At 42.3% G+C, this 25,062-nt stretch carries 22 protein-coding genes and 1 tRNA gene; 9 read left to right on the forward strand and 14 right to left on the reverse strand.

Annotation, left to right across the window (positions count from 1 at the left end; translation table 11 throughout):
* The first annotated feature begins 149 nt into the window (after nt 1-149).
* Nucleotides 150-920 carry a CHAD domain-containing protein gene (locus F3I09_RS28715; protein WP_149698497.1) on the forward strand — a complete coding sequence of 257 codons (771 nt, stop codon included), beginning with the start codon at nt 150-152 and terminating at the stop codon, nt 918-920.
* A gap of 11 nt (nt 921-931) precedes the next feature.
* Here F3I09_RS28715 and F3I09_RS28720 read toward each other — a convergent pair whose 3' ends face one another.
* From F3I09_RS28720 to F3I09_RS28765, 10 genes are all read right to left on the reverse strand, one after another.
* Nucleotides 932-1,582 (reverse strand): response regulator transcription factor, encoded by a 651-nt coding sequence (locus F3I09_RS28720; protein ID WP_149698498.1) that lies wholly within the window; start codon nt 1,580-1,582, stop codon nt 932-934.
* A gap of 210 nt (nt 1,583-1,792) precedes the next feature.
* A complete protein-coding gene (locus tag F3I09_RS28725; protein WP_149698499.1) occupies nt 1,793-2,248 on the reverse strand; it encodes a hypothetical protein in 456 nt (151 codons plus the stop codon).
* On the reverse strand, nt 2,245-3,477 hold the full coding sequence (locus tag F3I09_RS28730) for an MFS transporter (protein WP_188133991.1): 1,233 nt from the start codon (nt 3,475-3,477) through the stop codon (nt 2,245-2,247). The genes F3I09_RS28725 and F3I09_RS28730 overlap by 4 nt, the downstream gene beginning before the upstream one ends.
* Nucleotides 3,474-4,028, reverse strand: coding sequence for an adenylate kinase (locus F3I09_RS28735; protein WP_149698501.1), 555 nt, complete (start codon nt 4,026-4,028; stop codon nt 3,474-3,476). Before F3I09_RS28735 ends, F3I09_RS28730 begins: the two co-directional genes overlap by 4 nt.
* Nucleotides 4,025-5,164 carry a MalY/PatB family protein gene (locus tag F3I09_RS28740; RefSeq protein ID WP_188133992.1) on the reverse strand — a complete coding sequence of 380 codons (1,140 nt, stop codon included), beginning with the start codon at nt 5,162-5,164 and terminating at the stop codon, nt 4,025-4,027. The genes F3I09_RS28735 and F3I09_RS28740 overlap by 4 nt, the downstream gene beginning before the upstream one ends.
* Nucleotides 5,157-6,545, reverse strand: a complete 1,389-nt coding sequence (locus F3I09_RS28745; protein WP_188133993.1) for a Gfo/Idh/MocA family oxidoreductase — start codon at nt 6,543-6,545, stop codon at nt 5,157-5,159. The genes F3I09_RS28740 and F3I09_RS28745 overlap by 8 nt, the downstream gene beginning before the upstream one ends.
* A 1-nt stretch (nt 6,546) precedes the next feature.
* Nucleotides 6,547-7,746 (reverse strand): citrate/2-methylcitrate synthase, encoded by a 1,200-nt coding sequence (locus tag F3I09_RS28750; protein ID WP_149698504.1) that lies wholly within the window; start codon nt 7,744-7,746, stop codon nt 6,547-6,549.
* Entirely contained in the window at nt 7,736-9,289 is a 1,554-nt protein-coding gene (locus F3I09_RS28755; RefSeq protein WP_149698505.1) for an AMP-binding protein, read from the reverse strand. Before F3I09_RS28755 ends, F3I09_RS28750 begins: the two co-directional genes overlap by 11 nt.
* A complete protein-coding gene (locus tag F3I09_RS28760; protein WP_149698506.1) occupies nt 9,234-10,904 on the reverse strand; it encodes a thiamine pyrophosphate-binding protein in 1,671 nt (556 codons plus the stop codon). Before F3I09_RS28760 ends, F3I09_RS28755 begins: the two co-directional genes overlap by 56 nt.
* Before the next feature lie 302 nt (nt 10,905-11,206).
* Nucleotides 11,207-13,099, reverse strand: a complete 1,893-nt coding sequence (locus F3I09_RS28765) for a chloride channel protein (RefSeq protein ID WP_149698507.1) — start codon at nt 13,097-13,099, stop codon at nt 11,207-11,209.
* A 191-nt stretch (nt 13,100-13,290) separates the two neighbouring features.
* Between F3I09_RS28765 and F3I09_RS28770 the strand changes: the two genes are divergently transcribed.
* Together F3I09_RS28770 and F3I09_RS28775 are read left to right on the forward strand one after the other, a co-directional pair.
* Nucleotides 13,291-13,881 (forward strand): Crp/Fnr family transcriptional regulator, encoded by a 591-nt coding sequence (locus F3I09_RS28770; protein ID WP_223233424.1) that lies wholly within the window; start codon nt 13,291-13,293, stop codon nt 13,879-13,881.
* 229 nt (nt 13,882-14,110) lie between these two features.
* Entirely contained in the window at nt 14,111-14,872 is a 762-nt protein-coding gene (locus F3I09_RS28775) for a porin family protein (protein WP_149698509.1), read from the forward strand.
* A gap of 216 nt (nt 14,873-15,088) precedes the next feature.
* Here F3I09_RS28775 and F3I09_RS28780 read toward each other — a convergent pair whose 3' ends face one another.
* Nucleotides 15,089-15,694, reverse strand: coding sequence for a TMEM175 family protein (locus F3I09_RS28780; RefSeq protein WP_149698510.1), 606 nt, complete (start codon nt 15,692-15,694; stop codon nt 15,089-15,091).
* 357 nt (nt 15,695-16,051) lie between these two features.
* Between F3I09_RS28780 and F3I09_RS28785 the strand changes: the two genes are divergently transcribed.
* The 3 genes from F3I09_RS28785 to F3I09_RS28795 all read left to right on the forward strand — a co-directional run bounded on the left by F3I09_RS28785 (nt 16,052) and on the right by F3I09_RS28795 (nt 19,450).
* Nucleotides 16,052-16,858 (forward strand): SDR family oxidoreductase, encoded by an 807-nt coding sequence (locus tag F3I09_RS28785; RefSeq protein WP_149698511.1) that lies wholly within the window; start codon nt 16,052-16,054, stop codon nt 16,856-16,858.
* A gap of 63 nt (nt 16,859-16,921) precedes the next feature.
* Nucleotides 16,922-17,827 carry an AraC family transcriptional regulator gene (locus tag F3I09_RS28790; protein WP_149698512.1) on the forward strand — a complete coding sequence of 302 codons (906 nt, stop codon included), beginning with the start codon at nt 16,922-16,924 and terminating at the stop codon, nt 17,825-17,827.
* Between the two features lie 417 nt (nt 17,828-18,244).
* Nucleotides 18,245-19,450 carry an ATP-binding protein gene (locus F3I09_RS28795; RefSeq protein WP_149698513.1) on the forward strand — a complete coding sequence of 402 codons (1,206 nt, stop codon included), beginning with the start codon at nt 18,245-18,247 and terminating at the stop codon, nt 19,448-19,450.
* A 78-nt stretch (nt 19,451-19,528) separates the two neighbouring features.
* Here F3I09_RS28795 and F3I09_RS28800 read toward each other — a convergent pair.
* Nucleotides 19,529-19,600, reverse strand: a tRNA-Glu gene (locus tag F3I09_RS28800).
* A gap of 100 nt (nt 19,601-19,700) precedes the next feature.
* Between F3I09_RS28800 and F3I09_RS28805 the strand changes: the two genes are divergently transcribed.
* Complete coding sequence (locus F3I09_RS28805) at nt 19,701-20,087, forward strand: response regulator (RefSeq protein ID WP_149698514.1); 387 nt, start codon at nt 19,701-19,703, stop codon at nt 20,085-20,087.
* Between the two features lie 525 nt (nt 20,088-20,612).
* Nucleotides 20,613-21,911 (forward strand): hypothetical protein, encoded by a 1,299-nt coding sequence (locus F3I09_RS28810; RefSeq protein WP_149698515.1) that lies wholly within the window; start codon nt 20,613-20,615, stop codon nt 21,909-21,911.
* Between the two features lie 86 nt (nt 21,912-21,997).
* Here the strand turns inward: F3I09_RS28810 and F3I09_RS28815 are convergent, their stop codons facing one another.
* On the reverse strand, nt 21,998-22,840 hold the full coding sequence (locus F3I09_RS28815) for a dienelactone hydrolase family protein (RefSeq protein ID WP_149698516.1): 843 nt from the start codon (nt 22,838-22,840) through the stop codon (nt 21,998-22,000).
* Between the two features lie 147 nt (nt 22,841-22,987).
* Here F3I09_RS28815 and F3I09_RS28820 point away from each other — a divergent pair, with 147 nt between their 5' ends.
* Nucleotides 22,988-24,595 (forward strand): PAS domain S-box protein, encoded by a 1,608-nt coding sequence (locus F3I09_RS28820; protein WP_149698517.1) that lies wholly within the window; start codon nt 22,988-22,990, stop codon nt 24,593-24,595.
* Between the two features lie 4 nt (nt 24,596-24,599).
* Here F3I09_RS28820 and F3I09_RS28825 read toward each other — a convergent pair whose 3' ends face one another.
* A complete protein-coding gene (locus tag F3I09_RS28825; protein WP_149698518.1) occupies nt 24,600-25,004 on the reverse strand; it encodes a response regulator in 405 nt (134 codons plus the stop codon).
* Nucleotides 25,005-25,062 lie beyond the last annotated feature (58 nt).

The raw sequence follows: 25,062 nt of genomic DNA on the forward strand, positions 1-25,062 counted from the left end.
ATGGGCTGCCTAATGTAAAAAAATAAATATGGGGTTTATAGAATTTTTGATGAGTGAAAAGGGCGGCGGAATTTTTTGAAGCTCCCGAACAATAGCAGAGGACGCACCAGTGGGGAATTAGTGGTAACTTTAACTATAAAGTAGTGGGTATGCTTAAGAGGAAAAGACAACGGAAATACCTCGTTAAACGGTGTCTGGAACTGCGAGACCAGTTGCAAACTTTTGCTGCATCCGGAAGCCAGGAAGCATTGCATAAACTACGCGTGGAGATCAAAAAGCTGAAAGCTTTTTCAAAAATGACAGAATTATATAAGGGGGAGCATGAGGTTACTATTAAAAAAAATATAAAGAGAATATTTCACCGCGCAGGAGTTATCAGGGATGCCAATATTAATCTGCAAATGATAAAGCAGTTTGATATTCATCATCCGGCATTTAACGCCGAAGCAACTGATACGATCCGGAAAGAAACAGCGAAGTTCCGTTTACATAAAACCGACTATAATGACGATGTCAGGAATGCAATGAGCTCCTTTCTTAAATCATTACACCCTGTTCGCAATAGCGACATTAAACATTGGGTTAACCGGCAGTTAAAAAAAATAGCCATTGTTGTAACTACAACATCCACAGATCAACTTCATGAAGCCCGCAAGAGAATAAAAAACCTCGTATATGTTCACGGTATACTTAACAAACCCTTAGTCTCTTCATTGACATTAAATATCGACTATCTGGATCAGATGCAGGATGCCATAGGTAAATGGCATGATACAGCGGTAGCCGCTGAACTGCTGGCTGCTCATAATTCCGGGAATAAGACAAAGATTACCAGGCTGCAAAAAGAGCAGGATAAAGCTGGTAACGCTATTCATAAAATGAGTGATGGTTTTTGGGATAAAGTTGTTAAGCAGGATTGATATGTACCAAACTAATTCACAATTATCTTGTTTTTTATCGCATACTTTAGAATCCCCACAGTAGACCTCACCCCTAACTTATCCTTCAAGTCCTGTCGCGTCTTCTCTACTGTCCGGATGCTTACAAACAACTGAGCAGCTATATCCTTATTACTTTTTTCGTCCCATAACAACTGAAGGATCTTTTTCTCTCTCTCATTCAGCGTGGCCTCGTTTTTTGTTTTATTACGACCATTCAAATGCTGCGTATTTTCATACAATACATCGGTAAATAACCTGTTCCTGTAAACCCTGTTTTCTTTTACAGCATCTATTGCCTGCAACAGATCCTCAGGATCTCCTGATTTGGAAATGAAGCCATATATCCCCAGTTCCAGCAGGTCGCACATGAGATGAATATCTTTGTCGGTTCCAAGCAGCAGTATTTTTATACGGGGATATTCCTGGCGGATCAATATAATGGTATCTGTGAGTGTAGGCATTAGTATATCTACCAGTAACGCATCTATCTGCGTATGTTTTAGTTGTTGCAGCAGGTCATATTCATTGGACGACTGAATAGCAACGGTAATATTTTTTCTTTCTGAGAGATAACTTTTTAATGTTTTGATAAATAGAGTATAGTTATCTAAAATGGCTAATTTAATGTGTGTCGCTGGCATAAAAATAAGAACTAAGGATGAGTATTGTTTAAATTACAGGCTTAGAGTTTTGTGGTATTTTAGCTTGAGGGGTGTGCTGTTTCTGGATTAACGGGCAACACAATTATAACAGGAATTTACGGGTTAAAGTAAATTATTTATACATGTAATATAGCCTGAAATTTTTTTTCAGGCAAGATGAGCTGTTCAATTTAATGGTAATTTAATTGTCTAATAATTGCCGGCGTTTAGTGAACTTTCCGTAAGCAGGTAATGTTTTTCTACTTTGTCCAGAACAATATAAAGGGAGTCTCTGTAGCGGGTAACACCTGTCATAATAATCCTTGATCCGTCTTTAGTAGTATAGCGTAATGTCATATCTTCTCCCGGCTGTGCATTGGCATATTCCAGCAGGATATGTTTCTGCCTGCGCCATGACTGCGCTCTTTTATCTATACCATTTATTTCATTCCTGATAATATCGGGAATGACGGTCATCGTATCGTGTACAATATGTTTGCGGCCACCTGCAAGGTAGAATGAGTTGCTGGTAATACCTGCTTTTTTGTTTAATGGATTTTTGTTGTGAAGATGAAGTATTTGCCGAGCGGTATCCGCTTCATAATAGAAGTAATTTCTTCTGCCTGCCATACCTGTTAACTCGAACGTACGATTGATATCTCTCATGGGAAGCGCAACACCGTTGATTTATTGGCAAGATATCCGCAGAAGGATGACACCAGGGCAACAATGCCGGGGATGATCAGCGCTGTGGCCGCACCTCCGGTCTTTTCAAGAAAACCTATCAGGAAAGCTCCCGCAGGATTGATGCCTGTGAGAATATAGGTATACAATGCAATGGTATTGACCTGGTATTCTTCTTCTGAACGAAGTTGAATATAGGCACTGGTCACAGTTGTATAGGTCGTATAAAAATAACCGGTGATGATCAGCAGGCTGCCCGTCAGCCAGATATTACCAGCCAAGGCAAGCAGTATGAACATCATTCCTAATCCTGCTGCGGAGACCATCATAAAATTAAAGTTTACCTTTGACAGATAAGCCGAGACAATGGCGCCCGCAAATGCACCCAGTCCGAATAGGGCATTGATATAGCCAAACTCTTTCGCATTTGTCTGTAGTAACATGCCTGAAATGATGGGAAGGATAACAGAAAAATTAATACAGAGCAGGGACACCAGGAAAAGTACAGCAAAGGGTACAGACAGTTGCCGGTTGCTGATAACATAGCCCAAAGCGTTTCTGATACGGCTCAACAGCGACTGTTTTGTTTTATTGTTTGCATAAGGATACAGCTCCTGCTCCTGCATGATAAAGAGACTGTGTATAACAAATGCAAAAGACACTGCGTTGAACAGGAAACAATAGGCCGCACCCATACCTGCCAGTAGTAGTCCCCCTATAGCTGGGCCAAGCACCTTGGCAAGGTTAAACACCGAAGTATTCAGGGCAATGGCATTGGGTACCTGCGACCTTTCCACACACTGACGGATCAGCAACTGACGTACAGGGTTATTAATGACGACAATAAATCCTCTCAGCAGGGCCAACAGGTAAAGATGGAACAATTCGATCTGGCCTGTAAAGCAGAGCAGCGACAATACAATGGCAGATAACATGGATAAAGACTGACAGATGATCATCGTTATCCGTGGGTTTAACTTCTCCAGCAATGGTGCACTGATCAGACCCAATAGGGCATAGGGCATGAACAGGCAGGCAGTGAGCAAGGCAATAGCCTGTGCAGAATGCGTTTTTTCAAGAATTAACCATGACTGTGCAATGTCCTGTATACTGGTGCCTATCTGAGATATACTGAGGCTGAAAAAAAGCAGTCTGTAATTCCTGTGCCGGATCAGGCTGGAGAATGTCTTTGCAAGATAAGTTGTATTCATTTCGAAGACATCTCTTGCTGTATGGCGGATAATTTCTCCATCACCTTTGCTGTGCGCTCCTGGATGGACAGATCTCCTTTCAGTTCCAGTACCGGAAACGGAGAGGCTGCCAGCCATTGCTGATGCGCCTCTAAGGTTCTGCCGCGGGCCGTATTATCATCGTATCCCGATGCCCAGTCAATAAACTCATTAAATTGTTTATTCCTGTCAGCATCAGTATAGATAACATCTCCATATCTTTCCAGTTCCCGTGCTTTCAGCCGGCTGATCCTGATATCCTGCGGCAGCCACAGGAAAACGATCAGATCAAATGCGGTATCCAGCTGCCAGTTGATAACAGAACCTCCCAGTAGCCAGCTCTTATGTTGATTGAGCTCCTGTAATATCATATTATTCCGTACTGCCGGATCTCTTCTTACAGTAAAAGGGGGATCGCTTTTCTCCCAGAAATATTCGTCCGTATCAAAGTATGGCACATTGAGTGTTGTTGAAAGATATTCTCCGAGGCTGGTAACACCCGAGCAGGATGCTCCTACAATATGGATCTTCATAAATGGTGTATTTGAGTGTGTAATATCTGCATTGCCTTTTTTATAATGTCCAGTGGACAGGCAATGTTCATTCTGAAAAAGCCTTTTCCATATTCACTGAATATTGTTCCTTTTGATACAATAAGCTCCCGGTCCAGTGTGGAGAAGAAATCATCTTCGCTGATCTGTAATGCACGGTAGTCAATCCACATCAGGTACGTGGCTTCCTGCTGAAATGTTTTTAACTGCGGAATATGCTCCTGTATGAATGTCCGGACGTAATGATAATTATTGGCAATATATTTATTTAATGAGATCGTCCAATCGCGGCAATGGGTGTAACCTGCCATTGTTGCTGTAAGAAAAGCAGTATTCACTTTATTGATACCATAAAGATCAAAAACCTTTGATAGTTCCCTTTGCATCCGTTGATTAAATACAACTACATGCCCGCCTCTCAGCCCTGCAATATTAAAAGTTTTTGTGGAAGAATGAAGGATAATGGTATTCTGTAAATAACGTGTTGGCAAGGTGGCTACCGACGTGAAATGATAACCTGGTAATACGAGATCACAATGTATCTCATCAGCAATCAGCAGGATCTCATTTTCAAGGCAATATTCCGCAATGCGCAGCAGATCTTCATAACTCCATACTCTGCCTACAGGGTTATGTGGAGAGCAGAGCACGAAGATCTGTGGCTGCAAAGGTAAAAGGGAGTCCAGCTGTTCAAAATCCATCTGGTACTGACCGTCTTCATCAATTTTTAAAGGGTTGAATAAAATGGTCCGGTTCTGTGTGATTTCCATGAACCTGTAATAAGCCGGCGCCTGGATAATAATTTCAGCACCTTCGGAAGTGTATCGCTGTATAATGGCAGATAGGGCAGGGATAATACCGGTTACAGGGCTTATGCTGATCCCTTCTGTATTATAGTGATGAAAAGCTGTGAACCAGTTTAACACTGTTTCCATATACTGTTCATTGATTGCAGGATAACCGAGAAAGCCTGTGGATACTTTTTGCCGGAGGGCATCCAGTATAGGGGCTGGTGTTCTGAAATCCATATCGGCCAGCCACATCGATAAGCTGTATTCCGGTATTTTATCCCATTTATGGGAATCCGTAAACCGTCTGTCGTATACTGTATCAAACATGTATCCGTTCGTTTGCGGCATTATCATATTCCATATTTGTTTGAAGCTGTCTGTAAACTTTATCTATAAAGGCAATACTTTCCCTGTGAGATAACAATGAAGAATGTGCATCACCACCCTGCAGGAAGTTTTGCAGCTGCCATTGGCGGGCAGCTACATTCATGCCTTTATTCAACGGCATTTCCGGGTACATCTCACTAATATCCTGCCTGTTTAGCTGTATGTAACCGGCATGACCTGTAACATTTGTATTGTTGATGATCTCTATTGTAAAATGTTCTGTTTTATCTGCCGACTGCTGTTTGGACAACGAATGACTGCTGATGTGAACAGAACAGAGAGGACCCACATGTATAATTATAGATTCCTGTCTGAGCCGGCCATTGCTGATATACGTATTCTCGGGCAGCTGATGCCAGCCCCTGTTTGAGGCAGAGGTTTCCATCAGCTTAAGACAATAATGAGAGATCCGTTTACCGTTACTTTTGAAATCTCCTGTCAGCGTAACATCCGTCTCTCCGAAATCATGCAGGCGGCTGATATTTTCAGGTTGAAAGTATTCGCTGAACCGGTCTGTATGCAGACATCTTTCATATACTGCCTGATCGATCATCCCAAGATGATCGGCAGGAGAGATCTCTAACGCATGAAGAGTGGATGCATGCATATCAGGATAGAGGACTTTGTTGAGCGACATCAGGCTGAACAACAGGTCAATATAATGATAGCCTGAATGCAGCATTACACCGTATCCGTATTTATATGGATGATTTTCCCGATAGAAAAGTTCATCCGGCATATTCCACATACCTCCGCCGAAATGGATATCTATAAATGTGATCGGCACACGGTAAGTACTGATCAGCTCTGAAAGAAACTGTCTGACATAATTATAACCGGTATGTGCACGCCGTTCACAGGAGATAACAAAGTTCAGCTGGTCATTCCGGATCTCTCCCGTAATATCATAGAAGTCCTGCAACAGCGATTCCGATGGTTGTCTTGACGAAAAAGCGGTCAGCGGTTTGTCTGTGAACACATGTATGTTATTCCTGACAGCCCATATAGCATACGCTTTATGGGCCTTGGGTTCTGTACAGATGATCACCGCATCTATTAATTTTTTATTTATCCTGCCGCATAACAGTTTATCCAGTTCTTCAGGAGTAAGATCGTTACGATACTGATCGGGAAGAAAAAGATACTGTTCAGGAAGCAGTGATTTGCCTGAAAAGAAATGCCGGATGCGCTCTTCTTCCGCCTCAAGATCTATCACCATACTGATCTTTATTCCCGCTTGCTGCTGCAGTACAGAATAGTATCGCTCTCTGAAATGCAGCCCGCATCCTACTACTATAATATGCTGTATTTTTCTGCTCACGTTATTTGTATAATTCCTGTGGTCTGATAATAGGGAGACGGTCGGACAGGTTCTCATAATAATGTGCGATCCAGCCGGCTACTCTGCTGAGTGATAGCATTACTGTGTTCATAGAAGAAGGCATGCCGAACAATGTATAGAATACATTATTGAACAGGTCCGGATTAGGGAAGATGAACCTGCTGCTGAAATAGGTATCGTTGCTTACATGATCTGTCAGTTCAAAAGCTAATCTTCTGATCACATCTACGCTGGCATATACAGGATCATCAGACTGTAACATATTATACATGATCCTTGCTCTTGGGTCCCAGTTTTTATAGATGCGGTGTCCGAAACCATAGATCACTTCCCTGCGACTCATCTTTTCGGCAATAAACTCGCTGGCGCTGATATCTCTTTGGATGATCTCGTTATACATCTGTGATACATACTGACTGGCGCCACCATGTAACCTACCTTTAAATGCTGCAATGCCACTGGCTATCGCTGTATAAATATCTCCTCCTGCACTGGCGATATTACGAACGGTTGCTGTAGAACAGTTTTGCCCATGTTCCGCATGCAACATCAGGATGATATTAAAGAGCGGCGCATACAGGTCAGCTTTTTCGGGAGATACCTGTTGTAAAAAACGATGATAAACAGGTTGCTCTGATGTGCTGCTGTTCCACGTAATCTTATTTTGCAACTGATAATAATATGCTGCGATCACAAAAAGCTGGGCGATAATGAACTGTGCCTGTACCAGCGGATCTTCATTGCCGGGAAGGTATTTCTCTTCAATGCCTGACAGGGCGGTTACACCCACCAGCAGAAAATCCATAGGATGTATGGATGAGGGTAAATGTTGCAGTACTGTCTGTATCTCTGCGTCTAATACAAAATAGCGGTGCATACCTCTGCTGAACTGTAGCTCTCCGGAGGGATTATTATCACTTTGTGTAATTAACTGGAATGCGAGTCCCTCGAAGTCCGTTTCGCTGATCTTTTCTTCAATGGGGGTGGCGCCATAGAATAACTGGCCTGTTTTGCCATCAATACGGCTGATACTGCTTTTACAGAAGCTGGTGTGGTTAGCGCCGGGGTCAAATACAATAACGTTATTGATGCCTTTTTTAAATTCCAGTACCTGGTGAGTACTGTTGCCGGTAATGTTAAAAAGATCCGTAAGTTGTGTTTGAAGGGTGTTATTTTCCATGATAGTAATATTTTTCTTTTAACTTGTTTTTCTGCACTTTGCCTGTATTGGTCCTGGGGATTGTATCGAAGATGACAGCTTTGGGGCATTTGTAGTGTGCCAGTTTATCTCTGCAGAATGCAATGATCTCTTTATCCGAAACGATCCTTCCCTTTTTTAGTTCAATGACAGCTTGGGGTATCTCCCCCCATTTGTGATCATGTACGGGGATGACGGCGGCCAACAGGATATCAGGGTGTTGATACAGTACGTTCTCCACTTCAATAGATGAGATATTTTCTCCACCACTGATAATAAGATCTTTCTTCCTGTCTACTATTTCGGCATGTCCATCCTGATGGATCACAGCAAGATCGCCTGTATGAAACCAGCCGCCTTTGAACGCCTGGCGGGTTAATTTTATATCCTTATAATACCCCTGCATAATATTGTTACCGCGTACCACCACTTCTCCGATCGTTTTACCATCCCACGCTACAGAACGCTGCTGATCGTCTACAACGTTCATGAACACCGCATGTACACTGGCAATGCCTTGTCTTGACCTGTCGCTGGTTTCACAAACGGAATGAGGACCATGTGTTTCCGTCAGGCCATATACATGAATGATCTTTACATCATTTTCTTCAAATCTTCTGATGGTATCAGGCGCGGGTGCGGAGCCTGCCGTGATGATGGTTAGTTTACCATAGCTTCCCAGCAGAGAAAAGTTAATGGCCTGTTGCAGCTGTATAAGCACGGTAGGTGCGGCACACAGATGCGTGATTTGCTGACTGGTGATATAGGAGACAATATATTCAGGGTCAAAACTGTCTATAAAGAAATGTGTTCCTCCTATCGCTGTCACAGCCCAGGTATAACACCATCCGTTACAATGGAACATGGGAAGTATCCACAGGTAATTACAGTCGGCTGTGAGCGAAGCCGTGATGCATTCTCCGAGCGTATTCAGATAGGTACTCCGGTGAGAGTACATTACTCCCTTCGGGTGCCCGGTTGTACCGCTGGTGTAGTTCAGAGAGATGGTGTCGTCTTCGCTGATCCGCGGGGCTTTATATTTGTAGATCGATTCGTTTTTATAAAGATCTTCACTGTTGATGAACATATGCACTTCAACGATATCGCTGTAAGATTCGTGATAGTACTGTTCTTCGGAAACGAGGATCTTTACGGCTGCATGTTTCAGGATATAGCTGATTTCCCTTTCATTCAGCCGGTAGTTAATGGGAACAAGGATGGCCCCGCACATGGGAACCGCATAATGTGCTTCCAGCAGCTGGTGATTATTCCTGCTGATGTAAGCTATGCGGTCCCCGGGTTGCACCCCCAGTTCCCTGAAACGCATGGCAGTGCAGGTACAATCATTGTACAATGCTCCATATGTTTTTCTGATATTGTCCTGTACAACGGCTGTTTTATCTTTATAAAAGGCAGCAGCTCTTTCGAGGAACAATAGGGGAGTGAGGGGGCTATAATTGGCAATATACTTAGTCATTGATTTCCATTTCTTCAGGTACTGCAACTTCTCTGAATCTGTAGTCATATACAATAGGAATTTCAATCAGCATAGGTTTGTTGGTGGAAAATGCCACTTCCATCATTGATTCCAGCTGCTCGGGTGCTTCCAGCTGTATGCTTTTCATACCATTCGCTTCTGCCAGTTTTACGAAGTCTACGTTACCAAATTCAACGCTACGCTTAAAGATCTCATCTCTTTCAAGGAACTGGTAGTATTTGATCAGACCAAAGGCATTGTCTTTCAGCACAACGATCACAATAGGGATATTGTAACGGACAGCTGTTTCAAGGTCCTGGCTGGTAGAGTGGAATCCTCCATCTCCGCAGATAACGGCTACTCTTTCAGCAGGCCTGGCCAGTTTAGCGCCCATGCCTGCAGGCAGACCAAAGCCGAATGTACCACATACATTTGAGCACATAAAAGTATCCGGTTCATAGGTTTTGCTCAGTAATCCTGCATATTGTTTGTGTAATCCGATATCACTGCACAGCACTCCTGATTCACCTAATGCATTCCTGACAGACTGAATGATCAGCGGAATATTTGAAAACTCTTCACTTACAAAAGGAGCTCTTTTATCGAAAAGTTGTTTTAATTCAAGCAATGCTTCGTTGTCTTCTTTAGGAGTTATTCCCTGTTGCATGATATAAGGGAGTACCTGTTTCAGATCGCCGGTGAAAAGGATATCCGGTTGAAATACCTTACCCATATCATTATAATGGGTATTGATAACAATGGTCTCCTTCTTATTTTTCCACAGGCTGGACTTCAGGTCTTCTCCGAAGTCGTAACCGATCAGTAACAGAAGATCACTGTTATCAAAGATCTGGGATACAAGCTCTTCATGATATATTTTGTCTATGTACTTATTGCAGGGAGTAATGAACAATGGATGATCTTCAGGAACAATACCTTTTGATGCCAGCGTGGAGATAACGGGTATGTTAAGTGCGTCTATAAATGCTAACAGTTCTTCGCAGCAATTGTCTCTGATCAGCTGATTGCCAACAATGACCAGCGGCTTTTTGGCGTCTTTTATTTTGCTGAGCACTGTGTCTAACTGACGGAAGTCTGGAAGAGGAGCAGATTTTCTTTTTACCGGGGAAAGGGTTTGCAGCAGGGCTTCTGCTTCTTCATCAGGCATTTCCTGTTCCATTACATCAGTAGGGAAACTCAGGTACACAGGACCGGGAATATCGTTAACTGCTATTTCAAGCGCTGTTTTAAGCAGTTCAGGTATTTCGAGGATGTTTTCTATCTGCGCCGCAAATTTGGTGATAGGGCGCATCATGGATACGTTGTCTATGCACTGGTGGGTCTGGTTAAAGTGAACTTCTGCCCTTGGGATCTGTGCTGACACTGCCAGCATCGGGGATCTGTCAAGAATAGCAGAAACGATACCGGTAGACAGATTGGATAGTCCGGGACCAAAAGTGGAATAGCACATCTGTGGTTCTCCTGTCATGCGGCCAAATACATCCGCCATAATACCGGCGGCAAATTCGTGGCGGGTGAGATAAAAGTCCAGGGATGCTTCTTCATCGAACTGCATTGCCTGCGCTTCTCCGCCTACTATGCCGAATACTTTTCTGATTCCTAATTTAGCAACTGATTTTAAAAATAACTTTGAGGCTTTCATCTTTTGAATGTTTGGTGGATCAATTTGCCGTAAATGTAGAAGGAAAGCCCCGGCCGGTAATTAGCAAGAACATCAAATTATGTTGCGGCAGCTACCAAATTATTTTGCGGAAATACGCAATGGGGGAAATAGATATAATAGCAGGGTTATCATATCGAAGCATTTCCCGATCACACCTTCAGTTAGCGTCTGATTTAGCCTTGTCTGCACGAAGCATTGACAGCACTGGCGGGGAAATTACTAATACAAAAAACGGCAGCAATACATCTGTACTGCTGCCGTCAATCCCCGGTATGGAGGGGTTACCTTGTTCCTCTGAAAAATCTTTTAGACTGTTCCTGTCTCAACCTTTTCGTTCTAGCCAGGAGTTTGTAGCCGCTTCGCTTTATTGAAATTTCCCGTTGATGTTCATCACTATCCTCGCGTCTTCTGCGATAAGTGGAAAGGATCAGATTTTTTGTGATAACACCAAGCACTTTTTCCTTGTTTTGCCTGGAAACTACGGGCAGTAGGTCCAATTTACGCTCTTCCATTAATATAATGGCAGCAAGTAAAGTGCTGTTGGGGAACACAAAAACCTTTTCATATTTTAACTCAGACATAGTAGTATGTCCTTTTAATACTCCCTGATACAGAACTTTTAAATTTATTGTTCCGCATACCTTATCCTCTTTGTCAAGAATAATTGCGCCATATCCGTTTTGTATTTTTGCGTCTGATGCTTCTAATACATCTTTGATACTTTCATCCAACCTTACAGCCGGAATATTTTTATCCATTACCTCTTCCACATTCAGTTCCCGTAAAATATCCGGTTCATAGGCATCAGGTGTTGGCACACCCCTGCGGTTAATTTTCTCCGTCATGATAGAGCTTTTCATCATAAAGAAGGAAACAAAGTAGGAAGCGGTGCATGCACCCAGTAATGGTAATAAGCCATGTGGTTGTAAGGTAGTTTCGAAGGCAAAAACTATCGAAGTAAGCAGCGCTCTTGCTGATCCTGCAAACATAGCGGCCATGCCTATGAGCGCGCAGGTAGGCAGACTGATGTTAATCTGCGGAAACAGCGATGTCACAATAATGCCAAGCCCCAGACCGGTAGCTCCGCCGATAGTTAACAGTGGGGCAAGTGTTCCTCCTGAAGTGCCACTTCCTAAAGAAACTGACCAGGAAATAAATTTAAGAAAACAGAGTCCAAGTATAAGCTGAACGCTGATGTTGCCACTCAGCAGCTGAGAGATATTGCTATAACCGACACCCATGGTGTATGGAGCGAAATAACCTGTTATACCCACGGCAAGAGAGCCTATTGCCGGCCACCACATCCAGTGCACAGGAAGTTTTTCAAACAGGTCTTCAATGAAGTAGATACTTTTGGTTACAAAAGCCGCAATCAGACCTATAACTGCCCCCATAGCTACATAACAGATCATCGCCTCTGACCCTGCAGGAGGAATAGCGGGCATCGAAAACACGGGAGCATCACTGAAAAGAGCATAATGCATGGCCGCGCCTGTTGCGCAGCCCAAAGCTACAGGTATAATAGAACGGGGCGAAAACTCAAACAGCAGCAATTCGATAGCAAGTAATACTGCTGCTACCGGAGTGCCGAAAATAGCGGCCATACCAGCTGTGGCGCCTGCGGTCAGCATAATTTTCCGTTCATTGGGGGAAATGTGCATGATCTGTCCCGTCAGTGAACCAAATGCACCACCGGTAGAAATGATAGGGCCTTCCGCACCAAAGGGACCGCCAGTGCCTATCGAAATAGCCGCAGAAAGCGGCTTTAATAAGGTAATGATGGGCTTTATACGGCTTTTATTTATAAGCACCTGTTCCATAGCCTCTGGTATGCCATGTCCACGTATGGCTGAAGACCCGATACGCGCCATGATACCAACCACAAGACCGCCCATTACCGGTATAATGATTACCAGCCAGCCAAGTTGATTGTGTACCGGACTACTTTCTTCAATCGAAAACTTTCCGTAAAATGAAAGATTCGTGATAAGGCTGATCAAAGCGACCAGTGCCTTTGCGATAAAACCTATTATAATGGCATTAAATATTACCTGAATGCTCAGGTATAAAATCCTTTTGGAAACCGGCGGCCGGTTCTCTTCCTGTTCCTTATCAATAATAAGGTCGAGGGACGGTGCTATTGAAATAGACTCGTCAGTATCTTTATTGTACATAAAATGTCGTTTTCTTTTACAAAAGTATTGCGAAAACAATATTTTATTAAATTTATTTATCAAAAATACTTTAAAAACATTGCATAGGCAATGTTTTTCTATCTTTGATTATGCACCAACATACCAATTGCTTTCTAAAAAAGTATGCTTTACCTGAATGGGAAGTTGCTATTGACAATAATTCAAAGCTGTTGAATTTCAAGAAAGGGCAGACAATATTCCGGGAGGATGATCCTGTTACAGGATTTTATTTTCTGCATGAAGGAAAGGTTAAAATACATAAAAGGTGGGGCGATGATAAGGAACTCATCATCAAATTGGCAAAAGAAGGTGATGTACTTGGGCACAGGGGGATAGGTGCAAATCAGCATTATCCTGTCTCTGCTACTGCCATAGAAGATGCATCTGTTTGTTTTATTTCCACAGAGTTTCTTAAAACTACGCTCAGAATAAATCCTGAACTTACTTATCAGTTAATGCTTTATTATGCCCACGATTTACAGGAGGCTGAAAAGGGGATGCGTAATATGGTGCACATGGATGTAAAAAGCCGTATTGCGGATACCATACTAAAAATCGCAGAAGTATTTGGTTGCGATAAAGATGGAACTATTAAAGGTACACTAACCAGGCAGGATCTTGCATCTTATGCAGGAACAACGTATGAAACAATATTTAAGGTAATGAACGAGTTCACGGGCGATCATATCATTGAGCTTTCAGGAAAAACGATCATTATTAAGAACAGGGAGAAATTATCTTCAATTATAAAGAAGGGGTAGTAACAGGCAGGCGGAAATCTTCACATGCAGATCTCTAAATGTGACTAATCATAATATATTGTAACGTGAATGCTGAGGATATCCCCAAAAAATGGTGCGGAATGCCAGGCTTTTGCTTATCTTCAGGTACTTAAAATTTCCAATCAACTACAGACATTTAATCCCGATATACTCCATACATTACTTTAATGGGTCTGTATAGTTTACTATAAACTTTAAAAAAACAAGGATGAAAAGAGTTATCAACCAGCTTGTGCTTTGCATTCCATTTTTTCTCATGCATAATTCTTTTGCTCAAACCCATATTGATTTAGGGATTAAGGCAGGATTAAGTATTCCAAATTTGACTTCGGGTGATGGAGATAATCCTATCAATAGAGGTTATGGTTCCCGGTTAGGGCCAGATGTGGCTGTACACGCTGAATTCCATCTTTCAAAGCGCTTCTCAATCCAGCCACAATTCGAGTATTCTTCCCAGGGTGGTAAAAAAAATGGAAATCAGGCATTTGCCGTGCCTGCGGAAATGGAAGCATTATTTCCACCAGGGCAGGTGCCACAATACTTATACGCCAACTATAAAAGCGAGGCTAAGATTAACTATCTGATGTTGCCAATACTAGCTAAGTATCATTTTCATCTGCCATCACGCTGGGACCTTTATATCGCGGCAGGTCCTTTTGCAAGTGTAGTCGTATCTGCTAAAAATGAAACCAGTGGTACAAGTGAAGTTTATCTGGACAGCGGGCATCAACAGGCATTACCTATTGGCGCGCAGTCTTTTGATAATACAGAGAACATAAAGGATGACCTGCATCGTTTCAATGCTGGTATCAACGGTCATATAGGATTGGCCTATAACTTAGCTAAAGGCAATGTGTTTATTGAGGGCGGCGGTAACTATGGTTTTATTAACATCCAGAAAGATAATGTGAATGGCTCAAATAAAACGGGTGCAGCAGTTGTGGTGTTGGGGTATGCCTTTCGCCTGTGAACGACTAAGCAAATTAGGATGCCCCTTGCGTAGGGGATCAACAAATTTCTCTGTAAAACTATCACCCTTGCCTGATGCTGGTTGGAAAAGCCAATAAAAACGGTAGCTCATCTGAGCAACCTTTCCTTGTGCAACGTGTAGAACAAATGCCGAGCCTATTCCTGCAGAACAGGAGCGATCATCGAATGATGTACAATTTAAAATGGGAATAACACTTTAAAAATCGTTTGTGGTAGTTGCTTCTTTATTTTGGCGGAGAAGTCTTTCAATGCGCTTGTCAGGTATAAGCCATATCAAAGCAGCAATAACGTAAATTAAACCTGCAATAATAGGATTCAGCCAGGAAAAGCCAATGGCTGCGATATACAGGAAAGGCGAAATCTTTCCTTTTAAATCTTTACCGATAGCCTTTTTTAGCAGCGAATCCTTGCCTTCATTCTTAATGATCAGGCTTTGTAAAATGTAATAGGCGATGCCCGCCATTAAAAGAATAAACCCATATAGGGACATAGGAGCTGCAGAAAAATGGTTTTCGCCTATCCATCCGGTTGCAAAGGGTACCAATGACAACCAAAACAGGAGATGCAAATTTGCCCAGAGTATGTCGCCAGAAACCAGGTGAACGGTAGACACCATATGATGATGATTATTCCAGTAGATACCAATGTAAAGGAAGCTTAATGCATAGCTCAGAAAAATAGGAATAATCCCTTTCAGATCGGAAAACTGTTCACCGTGGGGCACTTTTATTTCCAGCACCATAATAGTAATAATGATGGCCAGTACACCGTCGCTAAATGCTTCTAATCTTGCTTTTTTCATTATAAAATTTAATGTTAGTTCAGGAAAGCTAAGCAAAATATAATGAGATTGTTTCTCCAAAATCAAAAATCCCAGACTTTTCAGCCTGGGATTCTTTCTTTGGTACAACGGACCGGACAACTGTCGAATTTTTTGGGGGAGATTGAGTTTTATAGTGCACGTCTTATGGCAGTTCCCTCCAGCCAATCCTCTTAGTTAAGAATACTTAATGGTCTCCCGCCACGTACATGCAACAGATGTTCCGTTTAGAAGTCAATATAAATAACAACCTGCAATTTGGATACAACTATACCCGGTTTGGAAACACACCCCGATGATAATTGCCGGATTTTTGCAATGTAAATATATACTGCGAAAATGAACAAAACCATATTTATAACAGGCGCTTCAGCAGGTTTGGGTAAAGCTACTGCCAAACTATTTCAATCAAGAGGTTGGAATGTTATCGCAACTATGCGAAATCCGGAAAAAGAAACTGAGCTTAGTCAGTTTGAAAATATAACACTTTTACCGCTGGACGTGACTAACCTTGAGCAAATCAACAGCACCGTTGCAAAAGCCGTTTCATTATATGCGATTGATGTAGTGTTTAATAACGCAGGTTACGGTTTAATGGGCGCCATGGAGGCATTTAGCGATGAACAGATTTTAAGGCAAATCAACACTAACTTGTTGGGTGTAATACGGGTAACACATGCTTTTATCCCTCATTTAAGGGAAAAGAAAAGCGGATTATTTATCAGTACAACCTCCATGGGCGGATTTTTGGGATTTCCTTTACATTCCATTTACCATGCTACCAAGTTTGGAATTGAAGGCTGGTCTGAAAGCATGTCGTTTGAACTGGGTTTGCATAATATTGGCATCAAAACAGTTGCTCCGGGCGGTATCGCAACTGATTTTTTAAACAGATCCCTTGACAGGAACTTACACCCGGCCTATAAAAGTTTAGAGGATAAGTTATTCGCTATGACCGATTCAATGATGCATGCGGCGGCATCTCCCGAACAAATTGCAGAGATCGTTTATGAAGCTGCCACAGATGGTAAGGACCAGATTCGATATATTGCAGGGGAAGATTCAAAAGCGATTTACACACGCCGTTTGGAGCTTGGAAGTGAAGAATTCAGAAAAGAGATCAGAAAGCAATTCTTAGGTTATTGATTTAAAACACCGGCAACTCACCGAAAAGCCGGTTGCCGGTTGTAAATTTGTAAAATAAGTCAAATGAAGGTTATCAATTCCATATCCGAAAAACATCGCCTGTTATCTTTGCCAGAGCCATTGCACCCGTTGGTAAGTGTCATCCGCATTTCGGATATACGTTTTACAGATCCTGCTGTATGGCAAAACTTTTCAGTGAATTTTTACTGCATATCACTGAAAAAAAATATTGGCGGAAAAACGAAATACGGCCAGAAATATTACGACTACGATAAAGGTGTAATGACTTTCATTGCTCCCAGGCAAATCATGTCACTTGATGCTTCGCAAACTGATATACTTAACCCAGCATCAGGGTATGCGTTGCTGATCCACCCTGATTTTCTTTACAAACATCCGCTTGCAGCTACTATCAAAAATTATGGGTTCTTTTCCTACGCCATTAATGAAGCGCTGCATCTTTCAGAAAAGGAGGAAAAAGATATTGAGGATATTTTTCTGAAGATTGATCAGGAGTATCAGCATATAGACAAGCATACACAGAATATCATTCTTTCCCAGATCGATTTGTTATTGAATTATAGTAATCGTTTTTATGAAAGACAATTTATCACCAGGAAGGCTGTTAATCACGATATATTGTCAAAGGTGGACCAGCTGTTAACCGAGTATCTTGATGGGGACCAAACCCAAAAGACCGGACTTCCTACGGTTGAGTTCTTAGGGAATCAGTTGAATCTTTCACCACATTATCTAAGCGATCTTTTACGTTCACTTACCGGCCAAAGCGCACAGCAACATATTCAGGAAAGATTAATCGAAAAAGCGAAGGAATATTTATCGGTAACCAGTCTGTCAGTTGCCGAAATCGCTTATCATTTAGGCTTCGAGTATCCGCAATCTTTTAATAAGCTGTTTAAAAGAAAAACCAGTATATCGCCTTTAGAGTTCCGGCAAACGTTTAATTAACAAAACCACATAGCACACGATATGATAATGTGAAAGGATCAACTTATCTGCTGATACTAATTGCTCAACTGAGGGATGGATCTGTCTTTGAAGAAGATTTGATTGAATTGAACCCTGATGCGCGTAATATTATTTATATGCTGCTAAGGAATAGTAGTTAATATTGTAAAGATCCCAGGTTCGATTTACCCATCAGGAGATTAAAAAAGCCACGTACTTTCATTTACAAGGCTTTATATTTCGTGTACAACGGGCCGGACAGATGTCGAACATTTGGGTCTGTGATTTTAATATGATAAGGCTAATACTTGAATAATTATACGGTCATACAAGGCCAAAGCATTAAATCTATACCAACGAATTAAGTTTACGATATACATGAAACTTTGCTATCTTTAAGTAAAGTTTACGATATACATGAAACTTATACAAAGACCATTATATACTGAAAGGGTAATTCCGTTTATTAATAAGCAGGTAATTAAGGTGCTGACTGGGCAAAGGAGGGTCGGTAAAAGCTATGTGATGCTTCAATTGATGGAACATATCCGCAATACTGATCAGAACGCCAACATTGTTTATATTAATATGGAATTGGATAATTATATCCATATTAAAACGCATACAGATTTAAGTGCTTACATTGAAGATAAGTTCGTTGAAGATAAGAACAATTATTTCTTTATAGATGAAGTGCAGGAGGTACAGGAATTCGAAAGAACCCTGCGCAGTTTACTGGCAAAGGGAATCTGCGATATTTACTGTACTGGCAGTAATGCCAATATGTTATCCGGTGAATTGGCTACGTTTTTATCTGGCAGATATTTGGTATTTAATATCCATAGTCTCAGTTACCAGGAATTTTTGCAATTTCACCAGCTTGAAAATAAATTTGAATCGCTCGTACTTTATCTCAGGTATGGCGGTATGCCGTTTTTGAGTAATATCGGACTGCAGGATGATCTGCCATATGAGTATCTGCGCAATGTTTACTCCACTATTTTATTAAAAGATGTTGTGGCCCGGGAAAATATTCGGAATGTTTCATTTTTAGAAAATCTGGTAACTTATCTCGCAGACAATACAGGCGGTTTGTTTTCGGCCAGCAATATCAGCAAGTATCTTAAATCCCAAAGGGTTGATATCTCCCCGCAGCTCACTATTAACTACCTACGAGCTTTATGCAACACTTTCTTTGTACACAAAGTGGTAAGATCAGAAATTGGAGGACTGAAAATATTTGAAATCGGGGAGAAATATTATTTTGAAGATCTTGGTCTGCGTAATGCAATCGTTGGCTTTAATCAGCGTGCAGACATTCATAAGCTTATGGAGAATGCTGTTTACTTATATTTAAAACAGCAAAACTATAAAGTCTTTGTAGGGAAGTTAGGTGATAAGGAGATAGATTTTGTTGCAGATAAGAACGGGGCCAAAATCTATGTTCAAGTTTGCCTTACTATCAATGATGAAAACACGGCCAACAGAGAATTTGGTAATCTGCTGAAAATCGAAGATAATTATCCCAAGTATGTAATTACGTTAAATGATGTGTTAATTGGTCAAGATAATGATGGAATAATTCAAAAAAACCTGATGGACTTTTTAACAAGTGAGCTTTAAAATAAAGGTAAGATATCAGGCCGGTAAGGGAATTGGCTTAAAATAAAAAAGGAACATCATTCGATGTTCCTTTTTTCGTACCGCGTACGGGAGTCGAACCCGTCATTCCTCCGTGAAAGGGAGGCGTCTTAGCCGATTGACCAACGCGGCCTTTCCCGTTTGGGATTGCAAAGGTAGGAAAATTGTTTATTCAGCAAAATTTTTTTTAAATATTTTCAAAAAGCAGAGAATACCCCACCTTTGTAATACTATGGGAAAACTAAACATACTTATAGCAGAAAACGATGCAAATGGTAAGGTCCTGATACAGGAATCATTTGCCGATACAGGGCTATTTAATGTGGTGGCGGTGGCAGAAGATGGAAAGATCCTGAAAGATATCATGGAGGAATCCGATATCCTGTTCCCGGATGTGATCCTGTCAGCTGCAGGACATGGCTATGATGTCCTGTATTACATTAAAAGAAGTGATGCTTTCCGGGAAATTCCGGTAGTAACCTACTCTGCCTTCGATAGCGGTAGCGAGGAGGAGAAGTGCCAGCAAATGGGCGCTTTAAAACACTTCATCAAGCCTGATAACGCGCCTGGCTACCAGAAAATGGCCAAAGAACTGTATGACCTGTTACTCGGGGAATAATTCATTCCACATGCCACACTGCTAGCCAACTCCTTCCGGGTTGGCGTTCAATACTTTTATACTAACTGCATTCAGCCATGACATCCAAGTCATGGCTTTTTTGTTGCCTATATCCGCCTCAAAACGGGGTGAGATCTTGGTCGTCTATTTACTGTAACTCATACACAAACCATAAGCTAGCCATATATAACCCATATATAACCCATACCTCTCAAATATGGGTTATATATGGGTCATATATGGCTTATATATGGGTTATATATGGGTTATCTCCGGGAATGCACCGTAGTAGCGCCTTTACAATGCTATATTAGAATGCCTATTGTATTATAGATTAGTTAAGACGTTATTTTATAGTAGGTAATAATGTTATATGGTTGGATCGTATGAGAATAAACGCTATATGAGGTGCGTTGGTGGAGAACACGTTGCCAGAGATCATGCCGTGGCCTTCGCGTAAATCCAGGGCGAACAATTGAGAAAGTTATGTAATTTGGCCCCTCCTCAATTAACAAACGATTACTTATGAATAGGAAGAACCTATTTCTGCTTCTTTTAGCTCTTTTTATATTCCGGGTTATTTATGGATTGTGCTCGGAATTCTGGTTCCCTGATGAATTACAGATCTACCTGATCGGACTGAAGTCCTATACCACTGGTACCTGGCCGACTTATGGCCCGGATGTCGTATATACCAATACACAGATCCCCGGAGCCCTACAGGGATTGCTGGTCAGCGCCGGTTTTTATATTGCGAAGCTGCCAGAGATGCCTACACTCATACTGAATATTTTATCTTTTGCCAGCCTTTCATTACTGGCTTACTATATTACCCGCCGGATAAAGGGGATTCCCGCCTGGATGGTCTGGGTGTTATGTATGACCACTCCATGGGCCATGTACTACCCCACCAGGGTAGTGAACCCCTCCTACACAATGGCGCTGGCTATTCCTTTCTTTATCTGCCTGCTGGAGGTATTGCCCATGAGTAAGGACAAGTTTATCCCTCCCGGACTGGCTTTCTTCGTAATGGGGCTCACTACCACTATGATCATGCAGTTACATCTATCCTGGGTGCTGTTGTTGCCATATGCCGGAGTAGCATTGCTGTTCTCTTACCGGCTGGCAGGAATAAAAAGTACTGCCGTACGCGTGATGGTATACCTGGCAGGATTGATCGTAGGGGCCCTGACGCTCATCCCCACCTGGCTGCACCCCGATCCTGAAGCGGGTAGGGTAGGAGCCAATGTTGTATTCAACTGGGAGAATATCAAAAATATTGTGACCATCCTGACAAGGTACTGGTCTTTCGCTTCTTTTGAGGTTCCCTATGTAGTAGGTAATTCTGAGGAAAAGTGGCAGCTGATGAAAGAACAGATGTGGGTTGTACCATTCCTGTTTTTCCTGCTGATAGTTGGATTTGCGCAGGTGGGACTGTTCATTCTTTCTTATTTCATCAAAACAGATAATGAAGAGTGGAAGAAAATGAGATGGCTGAACCTGTTCACGTTCCTGCTGGTATTTGCCAGCTTCTTTTTCTCGATCAAAGGACCATCCTCGCATACTTTCTGCATGCTGTTGCCATTGCCGATGATCTACTCGTTCTATTGTTATGAGTGGCTGGTGTCAAAGAAGGTATTCGTCATGAAATTGCTGCGGATCATTATCATCAGTGGCATCTTCTTCCACATCGGTCTGGGTATCTTTAATTTCCAGCACAGGTCACTGTATAAAGACAGGGCTAAAGTGGTTGAAGCGCTGGACAAAATGGACTATAAAGTATTGGGAGAAAGACGTTCTGATAAATTAGGCTACGGTTATTAAGCTGCCTGTTGCCGATCGGATAATGTATAAAAAAATAAAAGGAGCGTCTCTTACCGGGACGCTCCTTTTATTTTTATGTTTAAATATTACTTGAATATTACGCCGAAAAAGGCGCGCATATCGTTCCACGATGCAGTATCAGCTGCAGGATTGTATGCGATTGGCAGGTTGAATTTTTTGCCATTTGCAGTAGATGCCGGATTGGTGAATGCATGGGTAGCGCCAGCATATTCCTTGAATGTGTAAGGAATATTCAGAGAATCAAGCTGCTTTCTGAAAGTAGCAACATCCTGAGCAGGTACGAATGGATCAGCTCCACCCTGACATACCAGGATCTGCGCTTTAGTCAGGCCCTTTACAGGAGGTACACCTTGCAGTCCGCCGTGAAAGCTTACCACACCGTTTACAGGAAGACCCAGTTTGGCGGCATTCAGCACCATAGAACCGCCGAAGCAGTAACCAATCGCTGCAATACGGGTAGTATCTGCCTGAGGATAAGTCTTGGCTTTTGCCAGCGCCGCCTGCAGTCGGCTGAAACCCAGTTGTGGATTATTGTAGAATGGTGTTGCATACGCTTTAGCCTGGTCCGGATTGTCGGCGTGTTTGCTACCACCGTACATGTCTATGCCAATAGCCAGATAACCCAGTTCGGCAAACTGTTTGGCCCTGCCTTTGATATAATCATCAAGGCCCCACCATTCAGGTACGATTAGTACGATCGGCTTTTTAGCAGTGGTGTCATCGCTGAAAGCAACAATACTGTTCATTGTTACACTGTCTGCCTGGATGGCAACAGTTTCTTCTGTAATGGTTGGCTGTGCGGCAGTGCTGTCGGACGCGTGCCCGGATGTTGATGGCTGATTGTTGCAGGCTGTCATACAGAGTGCAATAGCAGCAGGCGCGATAATTGTTGCAAAGTTGAATTTCATGTGATAGTTATTGAGTTAGTTATAATGGAGATACATATAAGGAGATAAAGGTAGACATTATACGGTTTAGGCTGGTGGCCGCCTATCAAATAATGTACCTCTGGTATATCGTACTAAAATTAGCTTACTATTACCTAATTTCAAGGAATGGATCGTGGATTTAATACAGCCATATCAAACGCTTTTCTCACAGATGCAGGAATATTACAACTGGATCTCCTGCAGTTGCTGCCAATAGCTGCCTGCATATATAATGGCAGCGGAGGAATGATGGTCTACAATGAAGCTGCTACCAGTTTATGGGGAAGAAACCCGGCGTTAATGCAGGCTGATGATGTTTATGATGCAGCTTCTCCGTGTTACACGGCAGATGGGATATATTTATCGCACGACGCGGCTACGCTTACAGCATTGATAAAAGAAGGCGCGCCCTGCCATGACTGGCAGGCGGTGCTGGAACGTCCTGACAAATCAAGGGTGCTTATTAAAGGAAACCTTCTTCCTTTGAAAGATAAATTTGGTGTCACGGTCGCTGTTCTTCATTGTTTTCAGGAAGTTGCGGGGACCAGTGCCTCTTTGCAGGAAATAGACGAACATATTGCCCGTTATAAAAAGCTGAATGAAGAGCTGAAAAGGAGCGAAGAGCGCTATCATAAAATGATCGAAGAGGTGGAAGATTATGCAATCCTGTTGCTGGACAGGTCGGGCATGATCCAGAACTGGAATAAAGGTGCGGAAAAGATCAAGGGATATCACGAGTCAGAGATCATCGGAAAGCATTTTAGTATTTTCTATTTGCCGGAAGACCGGGCGAAACATCTTCCCGACAGGTTGATTGCAGAAGCTACCCGGACGGGGAAAGCGGCACACGAAGGCTGGCGGGTACGCAAAGATGGCAGCCGGTTCTGGGGAAGTATTGTTATAACAGCGCTGCATGATGCAGAATTTCACATTATTGGCTTTTCGAAAGTAACGCGTGACCTGACGGAAAAAAAGTTGGCGGAAGACAAGATCAGACAATATGCTAATGAACTGGAGTTTCAGAACAAAGAACTGGAACAATTCGCTTACGCAGCTGCACACGACATGAAAGAGCCGCTCCGGAAGATCCAGTTTTACAATAATTATATTTCCGAAAATACCGGGCAGCTATTGCCGGAAAAAGCGCAGGAATATTTAACCCGGTCCATTAGCGCAGCCTCCAGGATGCGTGGACTCATTGATGATCTGCTGACTTATTCCCAGGCGTCTTCCTTCTCACAGGAAATGGTGAACACAGACTTGAATGCTGTGATCAGTGAGGTGATCTCTTCACATCATGACACCATTGAGAAAAATGATGTGGTGATTGATGTGGATAAGCTCCCCACCATGCGTGTTATTCCCTTCCAGTTCGCTCAGCTGTTTGATAACCTGCTGGGAAATGCCCTGAAATACCGGCATCCGGAACGTCAGCCGCATATTATCATTAATGCTGAGAAAATAGCAGGGCCTCCTAACGGCAGAAATGCAGACCTTACTGAAGTCTGTTATTACAGGCTCTCTATAATTGACAATGGTATCGGTTTTGAACCCGATTACGCAGATAAATTGTTTGAGCTTTTCCAACGATTACATAGCCAACCCGGCGTTGTTGGTTCGGGAATAGGACTTGCTATCTGCAAGAAGATCGTACTGAATCACCATGGCGTCATTAAAGCACACGGAACCCCCGGGCAGGGCGCCAGATTTGATATCTATATTCCATGTGAATAAGATCTCAGTTATCAATCGCGTCCAGCATTTGCCTGGCGATGTTGTTTAATTCCTCCGTTCTGGTAGGCTTTACAAAATACTGAAGGGCGCCTTTCTCGATACAGCTCCTGACGTGTTCTGCCAGGTTGGATGTGCTCCATACCACCTTGGGGATGGATTTCAGGCGCGGCACATTCTGGATTTTTTCCAATATCTCTATTGCGTTGTAAATAGGCATTTTATAATCCAAAATGAGAAGCGCCGGTAAACAGTTATCCGGGCAATTGAGTAGATATTCAATGGCTTGCTGACCATTTACTACCGAATGAATGTCTGCTGTGGGATCTAAGCTTAAAATCGCATCTTTCAGAATTTCCTGGTCTTCAGGATCATCGTCTGCTAAAAAAATAATTTTAGCCTTACTATCCATATTCTTTATTACAGTTTTACAGTACTTAAATTATAGATTCTTTTTAACATAAAGTTCT

This window comes from Chitinophaga sp. CF418 (assembly GCF_900142925.1).
GTDB lineage: Bacteria > Bacteroidota > Bacteroidia > Chitinophagales > Chitinophagaceae > Chitinophaga.